Here is a 16,541-nt window from a genome sequence, read left to right on the forward strand (position 1 = left end):
ACGCCATGTACATCGCCCGCACGATTCCTGAACTGCGCGACCATCTGAGTCGCTTCCGTCGCCCGGCCTTCGTTGCCACCATGGGCAACCTGCACGACGGCCACCTGGCGCTGGTGCGGCAGGCCAAGCCGCTGGGCGACGTGACGGTGGCGAGCATCTTCGTCAACCGCCTGCAGTTCTTGCCGCACGAGGACTTCGACACCTATCCGCGCACCTGGGAGAGTGACTGCGAAAAGCTGCGCTCCGCCGGTTGCGACGTGCTCTTCGCGCCCGACGAACGCGCGCTCTACCCCGAGCCGCAGACTTGCAAGGTGCATCCTGATGCCGCTTTGGCCGACATCCTTGAAGGCCACTTCCGACCTGGCTTCTTCATCGGCGTCTGCACGGTCGTCATGAAGCTGTTCGCCTGCGTGCAGCCCGCCGTTGCAGTGTTCGGCAAGAAGGACTATCAACAACTGATGATCATCCGGCACATGGTGCGGCAGTTCGCGCTGCCCATCGAGATCGTGGGCGGCGAGACCCGGCGAGCGGACGATGGCCTGGCCCTGTCGTCACGCAACGGCTATCTGGGCGAGACCGAACGCGCGGAGGCCGTGCAACTCTCGGCGGCACTTCGGGCGATGGCGGCAGCCATCCAGGCCGGTGAGCGCGACCTGGGTGCGCTGGAGGCGCGTGCGATGCAGATGCTCGAACAGCGGGGCTGGAAGCCTGACTACGTGGTGCTGCGCCGACGCTCCGACCTGCAAGCGCCGACGCCGGGCGAACCGCTGGTCGCGCTCGCCGCTGCACGGTTGGGAACAACGCGCCTCATCGACAATCTGGAAATCGATCCTTGAGATTGCGATGACCTACAGCGTCAAGGAAATCTTCTACACATTGCAAGGCGAAGGCGGCCAAGCTGGCATGCCCGCCGTGTTCTGCCGCTTTGCAGGGTGCAATCTGTGGACCGGACGCGAGAGCGACCGCGCCAGTGCAGTCTGTCGTTTCTGCGACACCGACTTCGTGGGCACGGACGGTACGCTGGGCGGCAAGTTCGCGAGCGCCGATTTGCTGGCCGATACCATCGCCGCGCAATGGCCGGCCGACGACGACGCCCATCGGCTGATCGTCATCACCGGCGGCGAACCGCTTCTGCAACTGGACGCTGCACTGATCGACGCGCTGCACGCACGCCGCTTCCGCATTGCGGTGGAAAGTAACGGCACGCTCGCGGCACCCGACGGCATCGACTGGCTCTGCATCAGCCCGAAAGCCGGCGCGCCCTGGATTCAACGCAGCGGACAGGAACTCAAAGTGGTCTGGCCGCAGCCCGGCCTGGACCTGGACGTGCTGTATGCCGAAGGTCGCTTCGCGCACCATTTCCTGCAACCGATGGATGGTCCCGCCCAGGCCAACAACATCGCGTTGTGCATCGACACCTGCATGCGCCACCCCGGCTGGCGGCTGAGCCTGCAGACGCACAAGCTCACCGGGATCCGCTGAGGTCCGCACGGAAACGATCATGTCCTCGCAGCAACTCACCGTCAGTCAACGCATCTTTTTCGATGCCGCCCACACCTTGCGGCGCGAGATCGAAGCCGAAGGCAGTCGCCGCATTCACGGCCACACCTATCACGCGGAGATCTCCATTCGCGGGCCGCTCGATCCCGAGACAGGCATGGTGCTCGATCTCGGCGTGCTGCGCGCACGTCTGCAGGATGTGCGCGCGCGACTCGACCATCATTTGCTCGACGATGTCCCGGGCCTCGGCATTCCCACGTTGGAAAACCTCTGCCTGTTCATTGCCGCGGCGTTGGGCGACATGCAGCCGCGAATCTCGCAAGTGCGCGTCTGGCGCGACGCGCTGGGCGACGAGTGCCTGTTGAATCTGGCTCAGACCGCACCGATCCCTGCGACGATTGCGCCGGTCGGCTGACCGCTCTTCAGCGCGGCGGTAAAGGCCAGCATGCGATCGATCGGCACGCGGGCGCGCCGGCCGAGCGCCGGGTCGACGTGGATTTCACCGGCCCCCGTCTCCAGCACGCGCGCCAGATCCGCGAGGCCGTTCATGGCCATCCACGGGCAGTGCGCGCAGCTCTTGCACGTGGCCGAATTGCCGGCGGTCGGCGCCTCGATGAAGGTCTTGCCCGGGTTGAGCATGCGCAGCTTGTGCAACATGCCGTTGTCGGTCGCGACGATGAACTCGGTCGCATCCATGCGCTGCGCGGCGCTCAGGATGGCGGAGGTCGACCCCACCGCGTCGGCCAGCGCGATCACATCGGCCGGGGCCTCGGGATGCACGAGCACCTTGGCATCGGGATGGTCCTTCATCAGCAGTTCGAGCTCCAGCGCCTTGAATTCGTCGTGCACGATGCAGGCGCCCTGCCAGCTGACCATGTCGGCGCCGGTTTCGCGGCGGATGTAGTCGCCCAGGTGGCGGTCGGGCGCCCAGAGGATCTTCTGGCCCTGTGCCGTCAGCGCGCGCACCACGTCCAGCGCGCAGCTCGATGTGACGAGCCAGTCGGCCCTCGCCTTCACCGCCGCGCTCGTGTTCGCGTAGACGACCACGGCGCGATCCGGGTGCTGGTCGCAGAACGCGCTGAACGCATCCTCCGGGCAGCCGAGGTCGAGCGAGCAAGTGGCGTCCAGGTCGGGCATCAGCACCCGCTTTTCCGGCGACAGGATCTTGGCGGTTTCGCCCATGAAACGCACGCCCGAAACCACGAGTGTCTGCGCCGCATGGTCGCGGCCGAAGCGCGCCATTTCGAGCGAATCGCTGACGAGGCCGCCGGTTTCCTCGGCCAGGTCCTGCAGGTCCGGATGAACGTAGTAGTGGGACACCATCACTGCATTGCGCTCGACCAGCAAGCGGCGAATGCGGTCCTTCAGCGCACCGCGCTCCGCGGGCGATGGTTCTGGCGGCACGCGGGCCCAGGCCCGGCGCGTGTCGCACACGGCGGCGTCGTTCTCGACGACGGCGTCGTCTTCGGGGCGGTACAACGCCGGTTGTTCGTAATCGACGCTGATGACGGCAGATGACATGGTCAGGCTTCCTGGAATCGCATCGAGAAATCGACCGCCTTCACATCCTTGGTGAGCGCGCCCACCGAGATGCGGTCCACGCCGGTTTCAGCCAGGGCGCGAACGCTGTCGAGCGTTACGCCGCCGGAAATTTCGAGCACGGCGCGTGCATCGCCCGCTGCGTCGTTGCGGCGCACGGCTTCGCGCAGGGTGGGGAGGTCCATGTTGTCCAGCAGCACCATGCGGGCGCCGTTGGCAAGGGCCTCGTCGAATTGCGCGAGCGTCTCGACCTCGATCTCGATGAACCTGGCACGCGCCGCCACCTCTTCGGCAGCACGCAGCGCGGCACGGACGCCTCCTGCCGCGGCAATGTGGTTTTCCTTGATCAGGATCGCGTCATAGAGTCCGATGCGGTGGTTCGTGCCGCCGCCGACGCGCACCGCGTACTTTTGCGCGAGGCGAAGGCCCGGCAGCGTCTTGCGCGTGTCGACGATTTGCGCGCGCGYACCACGGATGGCCTCGACGTAGGTGGCGGTCCGCGTCGCCACCGCACTGAGCAGTTGCAGAAAGTTGAGCGCGGTGCGCTCGGCCGTCAGGATCGACCTCGCACTGCCCGAGATTTCGAGCACCGTCTGGTCGGCAGCGACGCGAGCGCCTTCCTTGTCATGCCACAGCACGCGCGCCTGGGGATCGAGTTGGCGCACGACTGCCTCCACCCAAGGCGCGCCGCATAGCACTGCCGACTCGCGCACGAGCACGCGGGCCGTCGCACGCGTCTCGGTGCCGATCAACCCAGCGGTGAGATCGCCGTCGCCGGCGTCTTCCTTGAGCGCGCGCGCGGCATCCGCCCGCGCCAGTTCGGCCAGTTGGGCCTCGGAAAAATCGAAGAAGGAATTGTTCATGCTGATTCTGCAAGCGGGCGCGGATTCAGGCGGATTCGACGCCCGGCTCCCGCCCCATAAGTTCAGCGACCGCTTCGGCCGGCCGCACCCGGCCGTCGAGTACCGCGACCACACTGTCGGAAATGGGCATCTCGACACCCAGATGCCGCGCACGCTGCACGACCGTGCGCGCGCAATAAACGCCCTCGGCCACGTGGCCGAGCGAATCCACGGCCTGGGCAAGCGTGCGGCCCTGGGCCAACAACAGGCCGACCTTGCGGTTGCGAGAAAGGTCGCCTGTCGCCGTCAAGACGAGATCGCCGAGGCCGGAAAGACCCATGAAGGTATCGACCCGCGCGCCCAATGCGACGCCGAAGCGTGTCATCTCCGCGAGACCGCGCGTGATGAGCGCAGCGCGGGCGTTGAGACCGAGCGCCAGGCCATCGGCAAGGCCGGTGGCGATGGCGAGCACGTTCTTGACCGCCCCGCCGACTTCGACGCCGACGATGTCTTCGTTTGCATAGACACGCAGCGAAGGACCATGAAAAGCCTCCACCAGCGCCTCGCGCAGATGGGCGTGCGGGCTGGCAGCGACCAGTGCGGTGGGCCGGCCCTGCGCCACTTCCAACGCAAAACTCGGGCCGCTCAAGACGCCCGCCGTCAAGCGCGGCGCAACCCTGGCCTGGATTTCGTGGGCAAGAAGGCCTTCCTCGCCCGAATCGACAAGCGCCGGCTCCACGCCCTTGGACAGCCAGGCCAGCGGACACGCCAGTTCGCGCAATACATGGAGCTGCTCGCGCAATGCTGCCATCGGCGTCGCCACGATGACGAGGTCGACACCCGCCACCGCTGCCAGCGGGTCGCCGGCGCAAACGGTCAGGGAAGGAGAAAGCGCGATGCCGGGCAGGTAGCGCGCGTTTTCGCGCGCCGCCGATATCGCCTGCGCCTGAGCGGCATCACGGGCCCACAGGGTGACCGCGTGCCGGCCGGAGGCATTGACCGCCAGCGCCGTACCCCAGGCGCCGGCGCCGAGCACGCAGATTTTCATCGGCGGCGACGGAAGGTGACCGGCTTACTGCGCGAGGGTCGGCGCGCCCTGGGCGGCTGCCTGGGCTTGCTGCTGCTCGAACATCGCCTGGAAGTTGACTTCGGCGAGGTGCACGGGCGGGAAGCCGCCGCGCTGGATGATGTCGGCCACGTTGCCGCGCAGGTAGGGGTAGACGATCTGCGGGCAGGCGATGCCGAGGATCGGGCCCATCTGCTCGTCCGGCAGATTGCGGATCTCGAAGATGCCGGCCTGCTTGGCCTCGACCAGGAATACCGTCTTCTCTTCGATCTTGGTCTGCACGGTGGCCGACACGACGATCTCGAAGATTCCGTCAGCCACCGGCTGGGCGTCGATGCCGAGCTGGATGTCGACGGTGGGTTGCTGCTGCTCGAGCAGGATGGCCGGCGAGTTGGGTTGCTCGAGCGACATGTCTTTCAGGTAGACGCGCTGGATCTGAAAGACGGGATCTTGGGCTTGCTGGTCGGCCATGGCTGAACTTTCTAGGGTCAAAACAACGCCCGCCCCGGGAAAACCCCCGGAGCGGGCTTCTGGATGTAGCCGGGGATTATCGCCCGCGCGCGTTACAGGGCTCAGGCGCCCTGAAGCAAAGGTATCAGGGCGCCGCGACCATCGAGCGCGATGAGGTCATCACAGCCGCCGACATGCGTGTCGCCGATGAAGATCTGCGGGACGGTGCGGCGCTGAGTGATGTCCATCATCGTGGCGCGCGCCTGCGGGTCGCTGTCGATGCGGATCTCTTCGATCTGCTCCACGCCCTTGGACATGAGGATTTGCTTCGCGCGAATGCAGTACGGGCAAACGGCGGTGGTGTACATCTTGACAGCTTGCATCGGGGGTATCTCTGGGGTTCAGGCCTTTTCGACCGGCAGGTTAGCGTCTTTCCACGATTTGAGTCCGCCGGCGACTGCTTGGGCCTGCTCATAGCCGAGCTTCTTGGCCGTGGCCACGGCGCGTTGAGCGCGCGCGCCAGTTGCACAGATAAGCAACAAAGGCAACGATTTGTTTTTGACCGCTGTCGGGAGCTTTTGCTCCAACTGATCGAGCGGCACGTTCTTCGCGCCGGTGACGTGACCCGCGGCGAATTCCTCAGGCTCGCGAACGTCGACCACCACCGCACGCTCGCGGTTGATGAGTTGGACTGCGCCCTGCGCCGTCAGCGAGCCGGCATTGGCGCCGCGCAGCATCGGCCAGGCGAGCATGCCGCCCGAGCTGAGCGCGATCAGGATCAACATCCAGTTGTCGACGATGAATTTCACGGTGTTCCTTGAGTGGCAAACCCCGGATTTTAGAATGTCGGGTTTCCGCACGCGTTCCCAAAGGCCTCCCCCATGCACAAACTGGTACTGATCCGCCACGGCGAATCGACCTGGAATCTCGAAAACCGCTTCACCGGCTGGACCGACGTCGACCTGACGGCGACCGGCATCGAACAGGCCAAGCAGGCCGGTCGACTGCTCAAGGCGGAGGGCTACGACTTCGATGTGGCCTATACCAGTGTCCTCAAGCGCGCCACCCGGACGCTCTGGCACACCCTTGACGAACTCGACCGCACCTGGTTGCCGGTCGTGCATTCCTGGCGCCTCAACGAGCGCCACTACGGCGGTCTGCAAGGCCTGAACAAGGCCGAAACCGCCAAGAAATACGGCGATGAGCAGGTCCTGGTCTGGCGCCGGAGCTACAACACCCCCCCGCCGCCGCTTGAAGCGAACGACCCGCGCAGCGAACGCGGCGACGTGCGCTATGCCAAGCTGAGCCCCGAGCAGATCCCTTTGACCGAATGCCTGAAGGACACCGTGGCACGCGTCCTTCCCTTCTGGAACGAATCCATGGCGCCCGCGATCCGGACCGGACGACGCCTGGTTGTCTCAGCGCACGGCAATTCGATTCGCGCACTGGTGAAATACCTCGACGGCATCTCGGACGACGCCATCGTCGGCCTCAACATCCCCAACGGTATCCCGCTGGTCTATGAGCTCGACGACGACCTCAAGCCGTTGCGACACTATTACCTCGGCGATGCCGACGCGGCCGAAAAAGCCGCGGCAGCCGTCGCAGCGCAAGGCAAAGGCTGACGAAAAGTCGGAAATAGATTGAAGGGATTCACGGAACCCCGGCACACAACCAGCTTCCAAGCTGTGTATATTGGTTTGACAGGCGACAAGGACTCTTACACATGGGCCAGAAATTGAAAATCACCGGCTGGGTTGCCGCGGGCGCCTTTGCCGGCGCGCTGACCACGGTCTCATTGCAAACCGTTGCACGCGGGTCACTGGCTCCCCTGCCACTGGAAGAACTACAGCAACTCGCTGCCGTCTTCGGCATGGTCAAGAGCGACTACGTCGAACCCGTCGACGAAAAGAAGCTCATCTCCGACGCGATATCGGGCATGGTCGCCGGGCTCGATCCGCACTCCCAGTATTTCGACAAGAAATCGTTCAAGGAATTTCGCGAAGGCACCACCGGCCGCTTTGTCGGTGTCGGCATCGAGATTTCGCAGGAAGATGGCCTGATCAAGGTGGTCTCCCCGATCGAGGGTTCGCCGGCATTCCGCGCGGGCCTCAAGCCGAACGACCTGATCACCAAGATCGACGACACCGCTGTTCGCGGACTGTCGCTCAATGATGCCGTCAAGCGCATGCGCGGCGAGGCCAACACCAAGGTTCTCCTCACGATCTACCGCAAGGACGAGAACCGCACCTTCCCGGTCACGATCACGCGCGAGGAAATCCGCACGCAATCGGTGCGAGGCAAGGTGATGGAGCCCGGCTATGCGTGGATCCGCCTGTCGCAGTTCCAGGAGCGCACGGTCGACGACTTCGTCAAGAAGGTCGAGGAAATCTACAAGCAGGACCCCAATCTCAAGGGTCTGGTGCTCGACCTGCGCAACGATCCGGGCGGCTTGCTCGACGCCGCCGTCGCGGTTTCCGCTGCGTTCCTGCCTGAAAACGTGACTGTCGTCTCCACCGACGGCCAACTCGCCGAAAGCAAGGCTGTCTACAAGGCTGCGCCCGAGTTCTATCAGCGCCGTGCTGGCAGCGATCCGTTGCGCAACCTGCCCGCCGGGCTCAAGACGGTGCCACTGGTCGTGCTCGTCAACGAAGGCTCCGCGTCGGCCAGCGAAATCGTCGCCGGTGCGCTGCAGGACCACAAGCGCGCCACCGTCATGGGCAGCCAGACCTTCGGCAAGGGCTCGGTGCAGACCGTACGGCCGCTCGGCCCGGACACCGGCTTGAAGATCACCACTGCGCGCTACTACACGCCGAGCGGCACCTCGATCCAGGCCAAGGGCATCGTGCCGAACGTGCTGGTCGACGAGAGCGCCGAAGGCAGCCCCTACGCCGCATTGCGCATGCGCGAGGCCGACCTCGAAAAGCATCTGGCCAGCGGCCAGGGACCCGAGGCCAAGGACCCCGAGCGCGAAAAGGCACGGGACGACGCCCGCAAGCGCCTCGAGGAAGAAGCCAAGAAGCCGCCGCAGGACCGCAAGGTGCCTGAGTTCGGTTCCGACAAGGACTTCCCATTGATCCAGGCGTTCAACCGGCTCAAGGGCCAACCGGTGCTCGTGAGCAAGACGCAGGTGATCGTCGACAACAAGGAAGAGAAAAAGGAGAACTGATCCCGGGGCGGGCTCCGCAAAGGAGCCCTGGCCGCCCTGGCGATCCACGAGGCGCATGGAAGACCACGACCTCCTGCGCTATTCGCGCCACATCCTGCTTGAAGAATTCGGCATCGACGGCCAGGCGCGGGTGAGTGCGTCGCACGCGCTCGTCATCGGTGCCGGAGGGCTCGGTTCTCCGGCCCTGCTCTATCTCGCAGCAGCGGGGGTCGGCCGCATCACGCTCGTCGACGACGATGAGCTTGACCTGACGAATCTCCAACGGCAGGTGGCACACACGACCGCGCGCGTGGGGATGGCCAAGGTCGACTCGGCTGCCGAAGCCATGCGGGCCATCAATCCCGATATTTCCATCGAAACCCGCAAGCTGCGCGCCAACGACGAGTTGCTGGCGCAATGGGTGACGGCGGCCGACGTCGTGATCGACTGCAGCGACAACTTCCACACGCGCCACGCCGTCAACCGTGCGTGCGTGGCGCACGCGAAGCCCTTGGTGGCCGGCGCGGCCATCCGCTTCGACGGACAACTGAGCGTCTATGACACGCGCGATCCTGCCTCCCCATGCTATGCATGCCTGTTTCCGCCGGACGCGGAATTCGAGGAGACCCGTTGCGCAGTGCTCGGCGTATTTGCGCCAGTGGTCGGCACCATCGGCACCTTGCAGGCCAGCGAAGCCTTGAAGCTTCTCGCAGGGATCAGCCCCTCGCTGGCGGGCAGTCTGTTGATGTTCGACGGTCGCCGTACAACCTTCGACACTCTTCGCGTTGCGCGCGATCCGGACTGCAGCGTTTGCGGCCACCGCCCCGGGCCCTGAGCACTAACTGCCGTTCCCGATGGGCGGCGACTGCTTCCTTGCCTTGGCCGCGCCAGCCGCGGCTTCGCGCGATTCCGGCCGTTTCGCCTGCGTCAGGACGTCCTGGCAGTCGACGTCGCGCCCGGGGCCGGTTTCGATGGTCGCGGCAAGCGCAAGCAGAGGATTGATGACGCTCAACGCCGCGGCGGCCACACCGCGCGTGACCAATGGCCCCATCTCGATGCCGACCTTCGGCGATGCAAACGTGCCGCGGATGAGGAGCGGCGTGCGCACCGCCAGGATGCTCTTGTCCTTGGGCTGCTGCCGAACGACAAGATTCATCGTCTCGTCCCGCAGGCTGACGTTCCCGGCACCGTAGAACACTGTGTCGCTCGTATCGAAGACGAGGCTGCGGCCGTTCATCACGCCCTTTTCGACATCGAACGCCAGCGCTGCGCATCGCAGCGTCACATTGCGATCGCCCCTGAGCAGAAACTTGATGATCTCGCCGCCGTCGAGACCGAGAACCTCCATCAGCAGATTGCTGATCTGCCCGCGGCCCGTGATGGCCGCGACGTCGCCAGACGCGGCACCCAACCAGCCAGCCACCGAATTGCCGCGTCCGGAGAGGTTGATTCGCCCGTCCAACTTGTTGAAGCTCGTCTTCAGCGTTTCGACCTTCGGGATGAGGCGACTAAGCTGTATTCCCCGCACGTCGAGCGACGCGCGGATGTCGGCCGGATTCCGAGTGCCGTCGATACGTATCGCGCCGGCCACCTTGCCGCCGGCGACGCCCAATTCAAGCGGGTCCAGCATCAGCACGCCGTCCTTGAGCGTCACTTGCACGCTTCCCTTGTCCAGCGGCAGTTCCCGCACGTTCTCGATGCGATCGGCGGTGTATTTCACGTCGGCATTCATCGCATGCACGCGCTCGAAGTCGAGCGGCGCATCGGGCAGCACCTTGCGCCCGGCATCGTGCTTCGACCGACTGACCTGCTCGATGGTCGGGGGCGGCGCTACGCCTTCGACCGCGTTGACTGAACGGGCGGTCGGTGCCAGACCGATGAACGGACCGAGGTCGTCCATGTCGAGCACGCGCGAGCGGAGACTGCCGCTCAGGTGCGGCACCTCCTGGGCCTTGTCGAACGCCATCTCGCCGCCGATGTCGGAGAGCCCCAGCCGGCCTTTCATGCCCCGAATTTCCCACAACGATCCTTGTTTGTGGAGATTGCCGCTGAGCGCATAGGGCGGAGTCTGCGGCAGCGCTATGCCAAGAATGGGAAAGAGATTGCCGAGGTTCTGCCCCCTCAGCTCGACCTGGGCATCCAGACCATCCAGGGTTGCCAGCTCGACGACCGTGCCCTTCGCCTTCAGCCGGCCATGGCCGGCCCGGAGATCGATCTCGATCGGGAACGGCGACTTTCCCGGTGTATTGAGTTGCAGCACGTTGCCGGTGCGCCCATCGGCCGAAACCGGCTGATGCCGATAGCGGCCCTTGATCTCGAAGCTCAAGGGCATGTCGCCCCGGCTGCTGTCCAAGGTAAAGGCTGCATGCAGATCCACATCCTCGTGCTTCGCGAAAAAGTCGACAGTGCCGCCGTCGACCTGCAGCAAACCGATGGTCGGAACAGAGTCCTCATTGGCCGTGTCTTGGCCTAGCGCCCATGTGCGCCGCCCATCCTCTTCCACCTGAAGCCCGAGCGTCGGCGAACTCAGCACGAGACGCGGCAGCACAACCTTGCCAACGAGCAGCCGCCAGAATTCGACATCGAACTCCGCGCCTTCAGCCCGCACCAGGTACGGGTCTCGCGCCCAGGAAGGATTGGCGAATTCGACGCCATCAAGCTTGACCGTCGCAACGTGCCAGCCCGGCTTCACATCCAGCCGGCGCGTGATTTCGAAGTGACGGCCGGTGCGTTCGCTGACATAGCGATTGAGCGGCTCACGAAGAACGTCCCACGGGAAAAGCACCACGCCCAGAACGAGCACGGCGAACAACCCCAGCAATGGAACGCCCAGCCTGGGCCAAACCGATCGACGCTTTGGCTTTGACGTTGGAGCCATCGCGGTCAAGGCAGAGCACCCCTTTCATTGGCGATGTCGGGATCGCCGCAACCACGGCGACCGAATGTAACCAGCCTAATGTGAAACGATGCGCACAGCAGGTCGGCGCCTGGCCGCAGCCGCTGTGAGGCCGGGCCTACGAGCGAGACGCCCGGGAACTCGTAAGAACAAGCCTACATCTGCAGACCGCGGAACCTTGCATCATCTGGGCCAATAAACGGTAGCATTTGCAACGACAGCTTTCCTTGGGGAGCAAGCAAGTACTCGCATGGCTCGCCAAGGGGCAGTGGTTCTTATGGACCCAAGATTGAAAACCTACATCGTCGAAGACAACGTCACGATCCGAGAGAATCTCGTCGGCACTCTGGAAGAACTCACGTGCATCTCGGCCATCGGTTTCGCGGAAACGGAAACCGAAGCCAGCCAATGGCTGAGTGAAAACGCCGACGCATGGGAACTGGCCATCGTCGACCTCTTCCTGAAGCAGGGAAGCGGCTTGGGCGTCCTTCAAGCCTGCATGTCGCGCCGTCCAAACCAGAAAGTGGTGGTTCTCAGCAATTACGCCACTCCCGACATCCGCAAGCGCTGCGCCCAGTTCGGCGTGGACGCAGTCTTCGACAAGTCAAACGAAATTGACGCCCTCATCGATTTCTGCATTGAGCAAGCCTCATCTCGCACCAAGCAGCACACCACCCGGAACTGACCCGGGCGATCTCAGGTTCGGGAGGCACCGCGGAACCGGCTCCGCCGGGCCGCTGGTGCCGCCCCCGGTAGGGGGTTGGCGAAGCGACACGAAGTGCGCGCAGCCTGGGGGCGAGCTTAATCAATCAATTTGTTTTTAAGGGCGTAGTACGTCAGGTCGCTGTTTGAAGACAGATTCATCTTCTCCATCAACCGCGTGCGATACGTACTCACGGTCTTGACCGACAACGACAGCGTCTTGGCGATATCCCCTGCCGTCTCGCCCTTTGCCAGCTTGAGGAACACTTGGAACTCGCGTTCAGAGAGTTGTTCGTGAGGCGCAGCGTCGTCCTTGCGATCAAGCTGGCGGGCCAGCAGTTCGGCCACTGCCGGCGTGATGTACCGACGGCCCAGCGAAATGGTGCGGATCGCGTTCACGATCTCGATCGGATCGCACTCCTTGTTGAGATAGCCGCTCGCGCCCTGACGGATGAGGTTCATCGCGTAGTGCTCTTCAGGGTACCCGCTCAGGATAAGAATTCCGACATCCGGCGCCTTGGCGCGAATCATCGCGAGCGCATCGATGCCGCTTTGGCCCGGCATCGACAGATCCATCACCAGCACGTCCAGTTCGGTCGTACGCACAAGTTCGATGGCCTCGCGGCCACTCGCTGCTTCACCTACCACGCGCAGGTCAACGTGCTCGGAAAAGAACTGCCGCAAGCCGGACCGCACGATGGCATGGTCGTCCACAATTCCGATCTTGATCATCTGTTACCTTCGTCGTTCGTCACGGCCATTTTGCGCCGCAACATGTCGATCCCTGGTCGATTTCGATTATTCCCGAATTTGAGATGTAGGCACCCCTCGGAGACCTCATGCGCTGGTTAGCTTTCCCGAAGATGGCCCTGAGCCTCACGCTCGCCACACTGGCAGCGCTGGCGCTTGTGAGCATCAACGAGGCCAGCTACCGCCAGTCCTACCAGGCCCTCGTCGAGGTCAGCGACGCACAGCGGGCGCGCACGGTGCTCAATCTGATGCTGCAGAACATCCTCGATGCTGAAACGGGCCAGCGGGGCTACCTGTTGACAGGCGAGGCGCGTTATCGCGAGCCCTACGACCAGGCGGTCAAGCAGGTCGACGGTCATTTGGCCGCGCTGCAGATCCTCTACGCCCAGCGGCCGGCACAGCTTGCTCAGTTGAGCCAGCTTTCGAAGCATGTGTCACGAAAGCTTGCTGAAATGGACATGAGCGTTCGCCTGCGCCAAAGCGGCAACGAGGACGCATGGAAATTCGTCATCACGACCGATGTGGGCCGCGAGGAAATGGACGCCATTCGCAACGAGGTCGGCGATCTCATCGCGATCAGCAGCGACGAACTCACGCGCGGGCAGCTCCAGATTACAAGGTCCCTCCGCTTTGCCCGCATCGGCATCGGCATCGTGGCGCTTGCCGGACTCATCGCTTTCTATCTCTATCTGAGACAGACGCATGCGCTGCGCTCGGTCGGCGAGCGTCAGCAACAGGCGCTGGAACGCGAACGCAATACGCTCGAGGGCGAGGTCCGCGAGCGCACCGCGACGTTGGCGGAGCTCGCCACCCACCTGCAACAGGTGCGCGAGACCGAGCGCGGCTATCTCGCGCGCGAACTGCACGACGAGCTGGGATCGCTCTTGACCGCCGCGAAGCTCGACGTCGCCCGCCTGAAATCCAGGCTGGCCGATTCGCCGGACGCGACGCAGCGGCTGCAGCATCTGAACGACCTGCTCAACAGCGGAATCGCGCTCAAGCGCCGCATCATCGAGGATCTCCGGCCGTCTTCGCTGGCCAATCTCGGGCTGGTCGCTTCGCTCGAGATCCTCGGGCGAGAGTTCGCTGAGCGCTCGAACATGGAAATCGAGATGGTGCTCGAGCCGGCCTCTCTCGATGAAGCGAACCAACTCACGGTCTATCGCATGGTGCAGGAAGGCCTCACCAACATCAGCAAGTACGCGCAGGCCACCGAGGCCAGCATCGTGATGAAGAACTACGGCAATCACGTCGTCGTCGAAGTCACGGACAACGGCAAGGGCTTCGACCCTCAGCACAGCCGCCCGTCGACCCACGGCCTCCAGGGCATGCGGCACCGTGTCGAGGCAGCCAAGGGCAAGCTCGCCATCGCGTCGAAGCCGGGCGAGGGTACGCGCCTGAGAGCCGTCCTGCCGTCGTCGCCAACCCGCTAGGCAAGCGCCGGCATTCGGCGATCGATCTCATTCGACCCTCTCCTACGCCCCGCGGCCATTGCTGCTGACAGGGCGCGAACGACGGCGCACTTAACGTCGGTTCCACATCAACGAGACCAATCTCGGAAGGAGTTCAACATGTTGCACTACGCAGTCGTGTTCCTCGTCATTGCCTTGATCGCCGCCCTCTTCGGATTCGGCGGCATTGCGGCAAGCGCCGTCGGCATCGCGAAGATCCTCTTCATCATCTTCCTGATCCTCGCGCTAGCAAGTTTCATCGCGGGCTTGATACGACGCGGGTAGCGTCGTTACGATGGGCAGGCACTCGCAACAACTCCCCTGGAAGGAAAACTTTTCATGAACACGACCGTGAAGACCCCCGCCCAACTGGCAGAAGACGCCCGACAAACTGCCAACGACGCCATCGACACAACGCGTGCCTATGCGCAGAACGCGGTGAACGCAGCCGGGGAAAAGGTTCGTGACCTGCGCCGTGATGCGGAGCCGGCAGTCGAACAGCTCGCCGCCCGGGTCCAGCAGGCAGTCCAACGCGGACTGGATGCGGCCTCGACCACCAGTGCCCGCGCGCAGCGCCGCCTCGAACAGGCCGCCGACGTCACCGGCAAGTACATCGCGGACCAGCCCGTTCGCTCCGTGCTGGTTGCCGCCGCAGCCGGCGCCGCGATCGCGGCGCTCATCGTGCTGGCCAGCCGCCGCCGGGACGACTACTGACCTAAGCCGTTTTCATTAACGGCTCCCAGCGAGCCTCAACCCGCCTGGCACCATGCTCCATCCCATTTACTCCACGGTGCTAGGGCATCCGGAGTTGATCGCTGATCACCTTGCGAACTATGGCGCGCTCCTTCGGCAGGAGACTGAAGAAGCAAGCCGCGACCTGATCGCCCGAACGGTCGCGGGCGTTCTTGCCGCAGTGAGCGCCATGCTGGCACTTGGCCTGATCGGCGTCGCCGTCATGCTCGGCTTTTTGCATGGCACGTTTCATTGGGTGCTCGCCGTCGTGCCGGGCGTTGCGGTATTGATCGCACTGATATCAGCCGGTATTGCCATGCGGCCGCGCGAATTCCATGCGTTCTCGGATCTGCGCGCGCAACTCGACGCGGATCTGCATGCGCTCCATCTGGCGGGAGAGCGGCATGAACATTGAACGAGACCAGCTCACTCCCCAGGAACGCCTGACGGTCTCGCGCCAGGCCCTGATCGCGCAGCTGTACGGCGAACAGTCCCATCCTGACGAGATCGATGCGGCCGAAGGGCCGCCTCCCCATCGCGGCGGCAAAGCCGGCGCCCGCCCCTACAACTGGAGTGCTGTGGCCGGCAATGTGGTCCGTCGCTGGTGGCGCAGACACCCGGCAAACGCTGCCGGCCAACTCGCGTTACCCGTGCTTGAACGATATGCACGCGAAGAACCCGCAAAGCTCGTCGCCGCGGCAGCCGCGACCGGCGCGCTGGTCGTGCTCGTCAAACCTTGGCGGCTGCTTTCCATCACTGCCGTGCTGGCGGCCGTGCTGAAGACTTCGGACGTGGCCGATCTGGTCACCACGCTCATGAAGAAAACCACGAACCCACGAAAGGATGCGCCATGAACACTGCTGTCAAAGAACGCCCGACCCGCTTGGTGCTCGATCAACGAGCCATCGATGCCGCGGCTTCCAAGAGCCTTGATGAAGGCGCCGTCACGCCCAGCTACGGGCCGTGGCGCGACGACATCGTCAAGCTGTTGAACGACGCGCTGGCAACGGAGCTGGTCTGCGTGCTGCGCTACAAGCGCCACTACTTCACTGCCAATGGCGAGGCATCGCCGAAAATCGCCGAGGAATTCCTCGTTCACGCGAACGAAGAATCCGGCCATGCGGACAGGATTGCCGAACGCATCGTGCAGCTTGGCGGCGAGCCGGATTTCAACCCAGCGTCCCTGCAAGAACGCAGCCACGCCGACTACGACGAATCCAGCGAGCTGCAGGCGATGGTGCGCGCCAATCTCGTTGCGGAGCGCATCGCGGTGGAGACCTATCGCCAGATGATCTCGCTCATCGGGGACAAGGATCCGACGACGCGCCGCATGCTCGAGGAAATCCTCGCGGACGAGGAGGAACACGCGGACGAACTGAAGGATTGGCTCGGCCACTGAGTCGCGGTCCGCCGACTTTTCCATCAAAAAAACCCGGCAGATGCCGGGTTTTTTGATGCGCGAACG

21 protein-coding genes are annotated in these 16,541 nt (G+C 64.1%); 13 read left to right on the forward strand and 8 right to left on the reverse strand.

Annotated features, from left to right (window positions below; genetic code table 11):
- Nucleotides 1-5: 5 nt before the first annotated feature.
- From panC to AC1DN9_RS06220, 3 genes are read left to right on the forward strand one after another with little or no spacing between them, the layout of a single operon-like run.
- Entirely contained in the window at nucleotides 6-836 is an 831-nt protein-coding gene (gene panC, locus AC1DN9_RS06210; protein WP_478098285.1) for a pantoate--beta-alanine ligase, read from the forward strand.
- 7 nt (nucleotides 837-843) lie between these two features.
- On the forward strand, nucleotides 844-1,482 hold the full coding sequence (gene queE, locus AC1DN9_RS06215) for a 7-carboxy-7-deazaguanine synthase (RefSeq protein WP_478098287.1): 639 nt from the start codon (nucleotides 844-846) through the stop codon (nucleotides 1,480-1,482).
- 19 nt (nucleotides 1,483-1,501) lie between these two features.
- Nucleotides 1,502-1,915 carry a 6-carboxytetrahydropterin synthase gene (locus AC1DN9_RS06220; RefSeq protein ID WP_478098289.1) on the forward strand — a complete coding sequence of 138 codons (414 nt, stop codon included), beginning with the start codon at nucleotides 1,502-1,504 and terminating at the stop codon, nucleotides 1,913-1,915.
- On the opposite strand, the gene nadA is transcribed toward AC1DN9_RS06220, so the two are convergent.
- The 6 genes from nadA to AC1DN9_RS06250 form a co-directional block, all read right to left on the reverse strand.
- Nucleotides 1,873-3,021: a quinolinate synthase NadA gene (gene nadA, locus AC1DN9_RS06225; RefSeq protein WP_478098291.1), complete on the reverse strand. Its 1,149-nt coding sequence runs from the start codon at nucleotides 3,019-3,021 to the stop codon at nucleotides 1,873-1,875. The two genes, AC1DN9_RS06220 and nadA, sit on opposite strands and share 43 nt — an antisense overlap.
- Nucleotides 3,022-3,023: 2 nt before the next feature.
- Nucleotides 3,024-3,902 carry a carboxylating nicotinate-nucleotide diphosphorylase gene (nadC, locus tag AC1DN9_RS06230; RefSeq protein ID WP_478098293.1) on the reverse strand — a complete coding sequence of 293 codons (879 nt, stop codon included), beginning with the start codon at nucleotides 3,900-3,902 and terminating at the stop codon, nucleotides 3,024-3,026.
- 25 nt (nucleotides 3,903-3,927) lie between these two features.
- On the reverse strand, nucleotides 3,928-4,929 hold the full coding sequence (locus tag AC1DN9_RS06235; RefSeq protein WP_478098295.1) for an NAD(P)H-dependent glycerol-3-phosphate dehydrogenase: 1,002 nt from the start codon (nucleotides 4,927-4,929) through the stop codon (nucleotides 3,928-3,930).
- 24 nt (nucleotides 4,930-4,953) lie between these two features.
- Complete coding sequence (secB, locus tag AC1DN9_RS06240) at nucleotides 4,954-5,418, reverse strand: protein-export chaperone SecB (protein ID WP_478098297.1); 465 nt, start codon at nucleotides 5,416-5,418, stop codon at nucleotides 4,954-4,956.
- 101 nt (nucleotides 5,419-5,519) lie between these two features.
- Nucleotides 5,520-5,780, reverse strand: coding sequence for a glutaredoxin 3 (gene grxC / locus AC1DN9_RS06245; protein WP_478098299.1), 261 nt, complete (start codon nucleotides 5,778-5,780; stop codon nucleotides 5,520-5,522).
- 18 nt (nucleotides 5,781-5,798) lie between these two features.
- On the reverse strand, nucleotides 5,799-6,206 hold the full coding sequence (locus AC1DN9_RS06250; RefSeq protein ID WP_478098301.1) for a rhodanese-like domain-containing protein: 408 nt from the start codon (nucleotides 6,204-6,206) through the stop codon (nucleotides 5,799-5,801).
- 72 nt (nucleotides 6,207-6,278) lie between these two features.
- Between AC1DN9_RS06250 and gpmA the strand changes: the two genes are divergently transcribed.
- From gpmA to AC1DN9_RS06265, 3 genes are all read left to right on the forward strand, one after another.
- Nucleotides 6,279-7,022: a 2,3-diphosphoglycerate-dependent phosphoglycerate mutase gene (gpmA, locus tag AC1DN9_RS06255; RefSeq protein ID WP_478098303.1), complete on the forward strand. Its 744-nt coding sequence runs from the start codon at nucleotides 6,279-6,281 to the stop codon at nucleotides 7,020-7,022.
- A gap of 101 nt (nucleotides 7,023-7,123) precedes the next feature.
- On the forward strand, nucleotides 7,124-8,566 hold the full coding sequence (locus AC1DN9_RS06260; RefSeq protein ID WP_478098305.1) for a S41 family peptidase: 1,443 nt from the start codon (nucleotides 7,124-7,126) through the stop codon (nucleotides 8,564-8,566).
- Nucleotides 8,567-8,621: 55 nt separating this feature from the next.
- Nucleotides 8,622-9,380 (forward strand): HesA/MoeB/ThiF family protein, encoded by a 759-nt coding sequence (locus tag AC1DN9_RS06265; protein WP_478098306.1) that lies wholly within the window; start codon nucleotides 8,622-8,624, stop codon nucleotides 9,378-9,380.
- Between the two features lie 3 nt (nucleotides 9,381-9,383).
- On the opposite strand, the gene AC1DN9_RS06270 is transcribed toward AC1DN9_RS06265, so the two are convergent.
- Nucleotides 9,384-11,348 carry an AsmA family protein gene (locus AC1DN9_RS06270; RefSeq protein ID WP_478098713.1) on the reverse strand — a complete coding sequence of 655 codons (1,965 nt, stop codon included), beginning with the start codon at nucleotides 11,346-11,348 and terminating at the stop codon, nucleotides 9,384-9,386.
- A gap of 370 nt (nucleotides 11,349-11,718) precedes the next feature.
- On the opposite strand from AC1DN9_RS06270, the gene AC1DN9_RS06275 reads away from it, so the two are divergent.
- Complete coding sequence (locus tag AC1DN9_RS06275; protein WP_478098308.1) at nucleotides 11,719-12,126, forward strand: response regulator; 408 nt, start codon at nucleotides 11,719-11,721, stop codon at nucleotides 12,124-12,126.
- A gap of 116 nt (nucleotides 12,127-12,242) precedes the next feature.
- On the opposite strand, the gene AC1DN9_RS06280 is transcribed toward AC1DN9_RS06275, so the two are convergent.
- Nucleotides 12,243-12,875: a response regulator gene (locus AC1DN9_RS06280; protein ID WP_028249172.1), complete on the reverse strand. Its 633-nt coding sequence runs from the start codon at nucleotides 12,873-12,875 to the stop codon at nucleotides 12,243-12,245.
- 107 nt (nucleotides 12,876-12,982) lie between these two features.
- Between AC1DN9_RS06280 and AC1DN9_RS06285 the strand changes: the two genes are divergently transcribed.
- The 6 genes from AC1DN9_RS06285 to AC1DN9_RS06310 all read left to right on the forward strand — a co-directional run bounded on the left by AC1DN9_RS06285 (nucleotide 12,983) and on the right by AC1DN9_RS06310 (nucleotide 16,475).
- Entirely contained in the window at nucleotides 12,983-14,326 is a 1,344-nt protein-coding gene (locus tag AC1DN9_RS06285; RefSeq protein ID WP_478098311.1) for a CHASE3 domain-containing protein, read from the forward strand.
- 138 nt (nucleotides 14,327-14,464) lie between these two features.
- On the forward strand, nucleotides 14,465-14,629 hold the full coding sequence (locus AC1DN9_RS06290) for a DUF1328 domain-containing protein (RefSeq protein WP_478098313.1): 165 nt from the start codon (nucleotides 14,465-14,467) through the stop codon (nucleotides 14,627-14,629).
- Between the two features lie 54 nt (nucleotides 14,630-14,683).
- Nucleotides 14,684-15,058 (forward strand): hypothetical protein, encoded by a 375-nt coding sequence (locus tag AC1DN9_RS06295; protein ID WP_478098315.1) that lies wholly within the window; start codon nucleotides 14,684-14,686, stop codon nucleotides 15,056-15,058.
- Between the two features lie 52 nt (nucleotides 15,059-15,110).
- The gene (locus AC1DN9_RS06300) at nucleotides 15,111-15,491 is read left to right on the forward strand and encodes a hypothetical protein (RefSeq protein WP_478098317.1); all 381 of its coding nucleotides are present in this window, start codon (nucleotides 15,111-15,113) and stop codon (nucleotides 15,489-15,491) included.
- On the forward strand, nucleotides 15,481-15,930 hold the full coding sequence (locus tag AC1DN9_RS06305) for a hypothetical protein (RefSeq protein WP_478098319.1): 450 nt from the start codon (nucleotides 15,481-15,483) through the stop codon (nucleotides 15,928-15,930). The genes AC1DN9_RS06300 and AC1DN9_RS06305 overlap by 11 nt, the downstream gene beginning before the upstream one ends.
- On the forward strand, nucleotides 15,927-16,475 hold the full coding sequence (locus AC1DN9_RS06310) for a ferritin-like domain-containing protein (RefSeq protein ID WP_478098324.1): 549 nt from the start codon (nucleotides 15,927-15,929) through the stop codon (nucleotides 16,473-16,475). The genes AC1DN9_RS06305 and AC1DN9_RS06310 overlap by 4 nt, the downstream gene beginning before the upstream one ends.
- Nucleotides 16,476-16,541 lie beyond the last annotated feature (66 nt).

It is taken from the genome of Variovorax sp. 05L425 (genome assembly GCF_056397705.1).

Coding starts and splice junctions, on each gene's coding strand:
- AC1DN9_RS06275 (WP_478098308.1), top strand. CDS start 11,719: ATGGACCCAAGATTGAAAACCTACATCGTCGAAGACAACGTCACGATC.
- AC1DN9_RS06280 (WP_028249172.1), bottom strand. CDS start 12,875: ATGATCAAGATCGGAATTGTGGACGACCATGCCATCGTGCGGTCCGGC.
- AC1DN9_RS06310 (WP_478098324.1), top strand. CDS start 15,927: ATGAACACTGCTGTCAAAGAACGCCCGACCCGCTTGGTGCTCGATCAA.
- panC (WP_478098285.1), top strand. CDS start 6: ATGTACATCGCCCGCACGATTCCTGAACTGCGCGACCATCTGAGTCGC.
- AC1DN9_RS06235 (WP_478098295.1), bottom strand. CDS start 4,929: ATGAAAATCTGCGTGCTCGGCGCCGGCGCCTGGGGTACGGCGCTGGCG.
- AC1DN9_RS06260 (WP_478098305.1), top strand. CDS start 7,124: ATGGGCCAGAAATTGAAAATCACCGGCTGGGTTGCCGCGGGCGCCTTT.
- AC1DN9_RS06290 (WP_478098313.1), top strand. CDS start 14,465: ATGTTGCACTACGCAGTCGTGTTCCTCGTCATTGCCTTGATCGCCGCC.
- AC1DN9_RS06265 (WP_478098306.1), top strand. CDS start 8,622: ATGGAAGACCACGACCTCCTGCGCTATTCGCGCCACATCCTGCTTGAA.
- AC1DN9_RS06295 (WP_478098315.1), top strand. CDS start 14,684: ATGAACACGACCGTGAAGACCCCCGCCCAACTGGCAGAAGACGCCCGA.
- nadA (WP_478098291.1), bottom strand. CDS start 3,021: ATGTCATCTGCCGTCATCAGCGTCGATTACGAACAACCGGCGTTGTAC.
- AC1DN9_RS06220 (WP_478098289.1), top strand. CDS start 1,502: ATGTCCTCGCAGCAACTCACCGTCAGTCAACGCATCTTTTTCGATGCC.
- secB (WP_478098297.1), bottom strand. CDS start 5,418: ATGGCCGACCAGCAAGCCCAAGATCCCGTCTTTCAGATCCAGCGCGTC.
- AC1DN9_RS06305 (WP_478098319.1), top strand. CDS start 15,481: ATGAACATTGAACGAGACCAGCTCACTCCCCAGGAACGCCTGACGGTC.
- grxC (WP_478098299.1), bottom strand. CDS start 5,780: ATGCAAGCTGTCAAGATGTACACCACCGCCGTTTGCCCGTACTGCATT.
- gpmA (WP_478098303.1), top strand. CDS start 6,279: ATGCACAAACTGGTACTGATCCGCCACGGCGAATCGACCTGGAATCTC.
- AC1DN9_RS06300 (WP_478098317.1), top strand. CDS start 15,111: ATGCTCCATCCCATTTACTCCACGGTGCTAGGGCATCCGGAGTTGATC.
- AC1DN9_RS06285 (WP_478098311.1), top strand. CDS start 12,983: ATGCGCTGGTTAGCTTTCCCGAAGATGGCCCTGAGCCTCACGCTCGCC.
- queE (WP_478098287.1), top strand. CDS start 844: ATGACCTACAGCGTCAAGGAAATCTTCTACACATTGCAAGGCGAAGGC.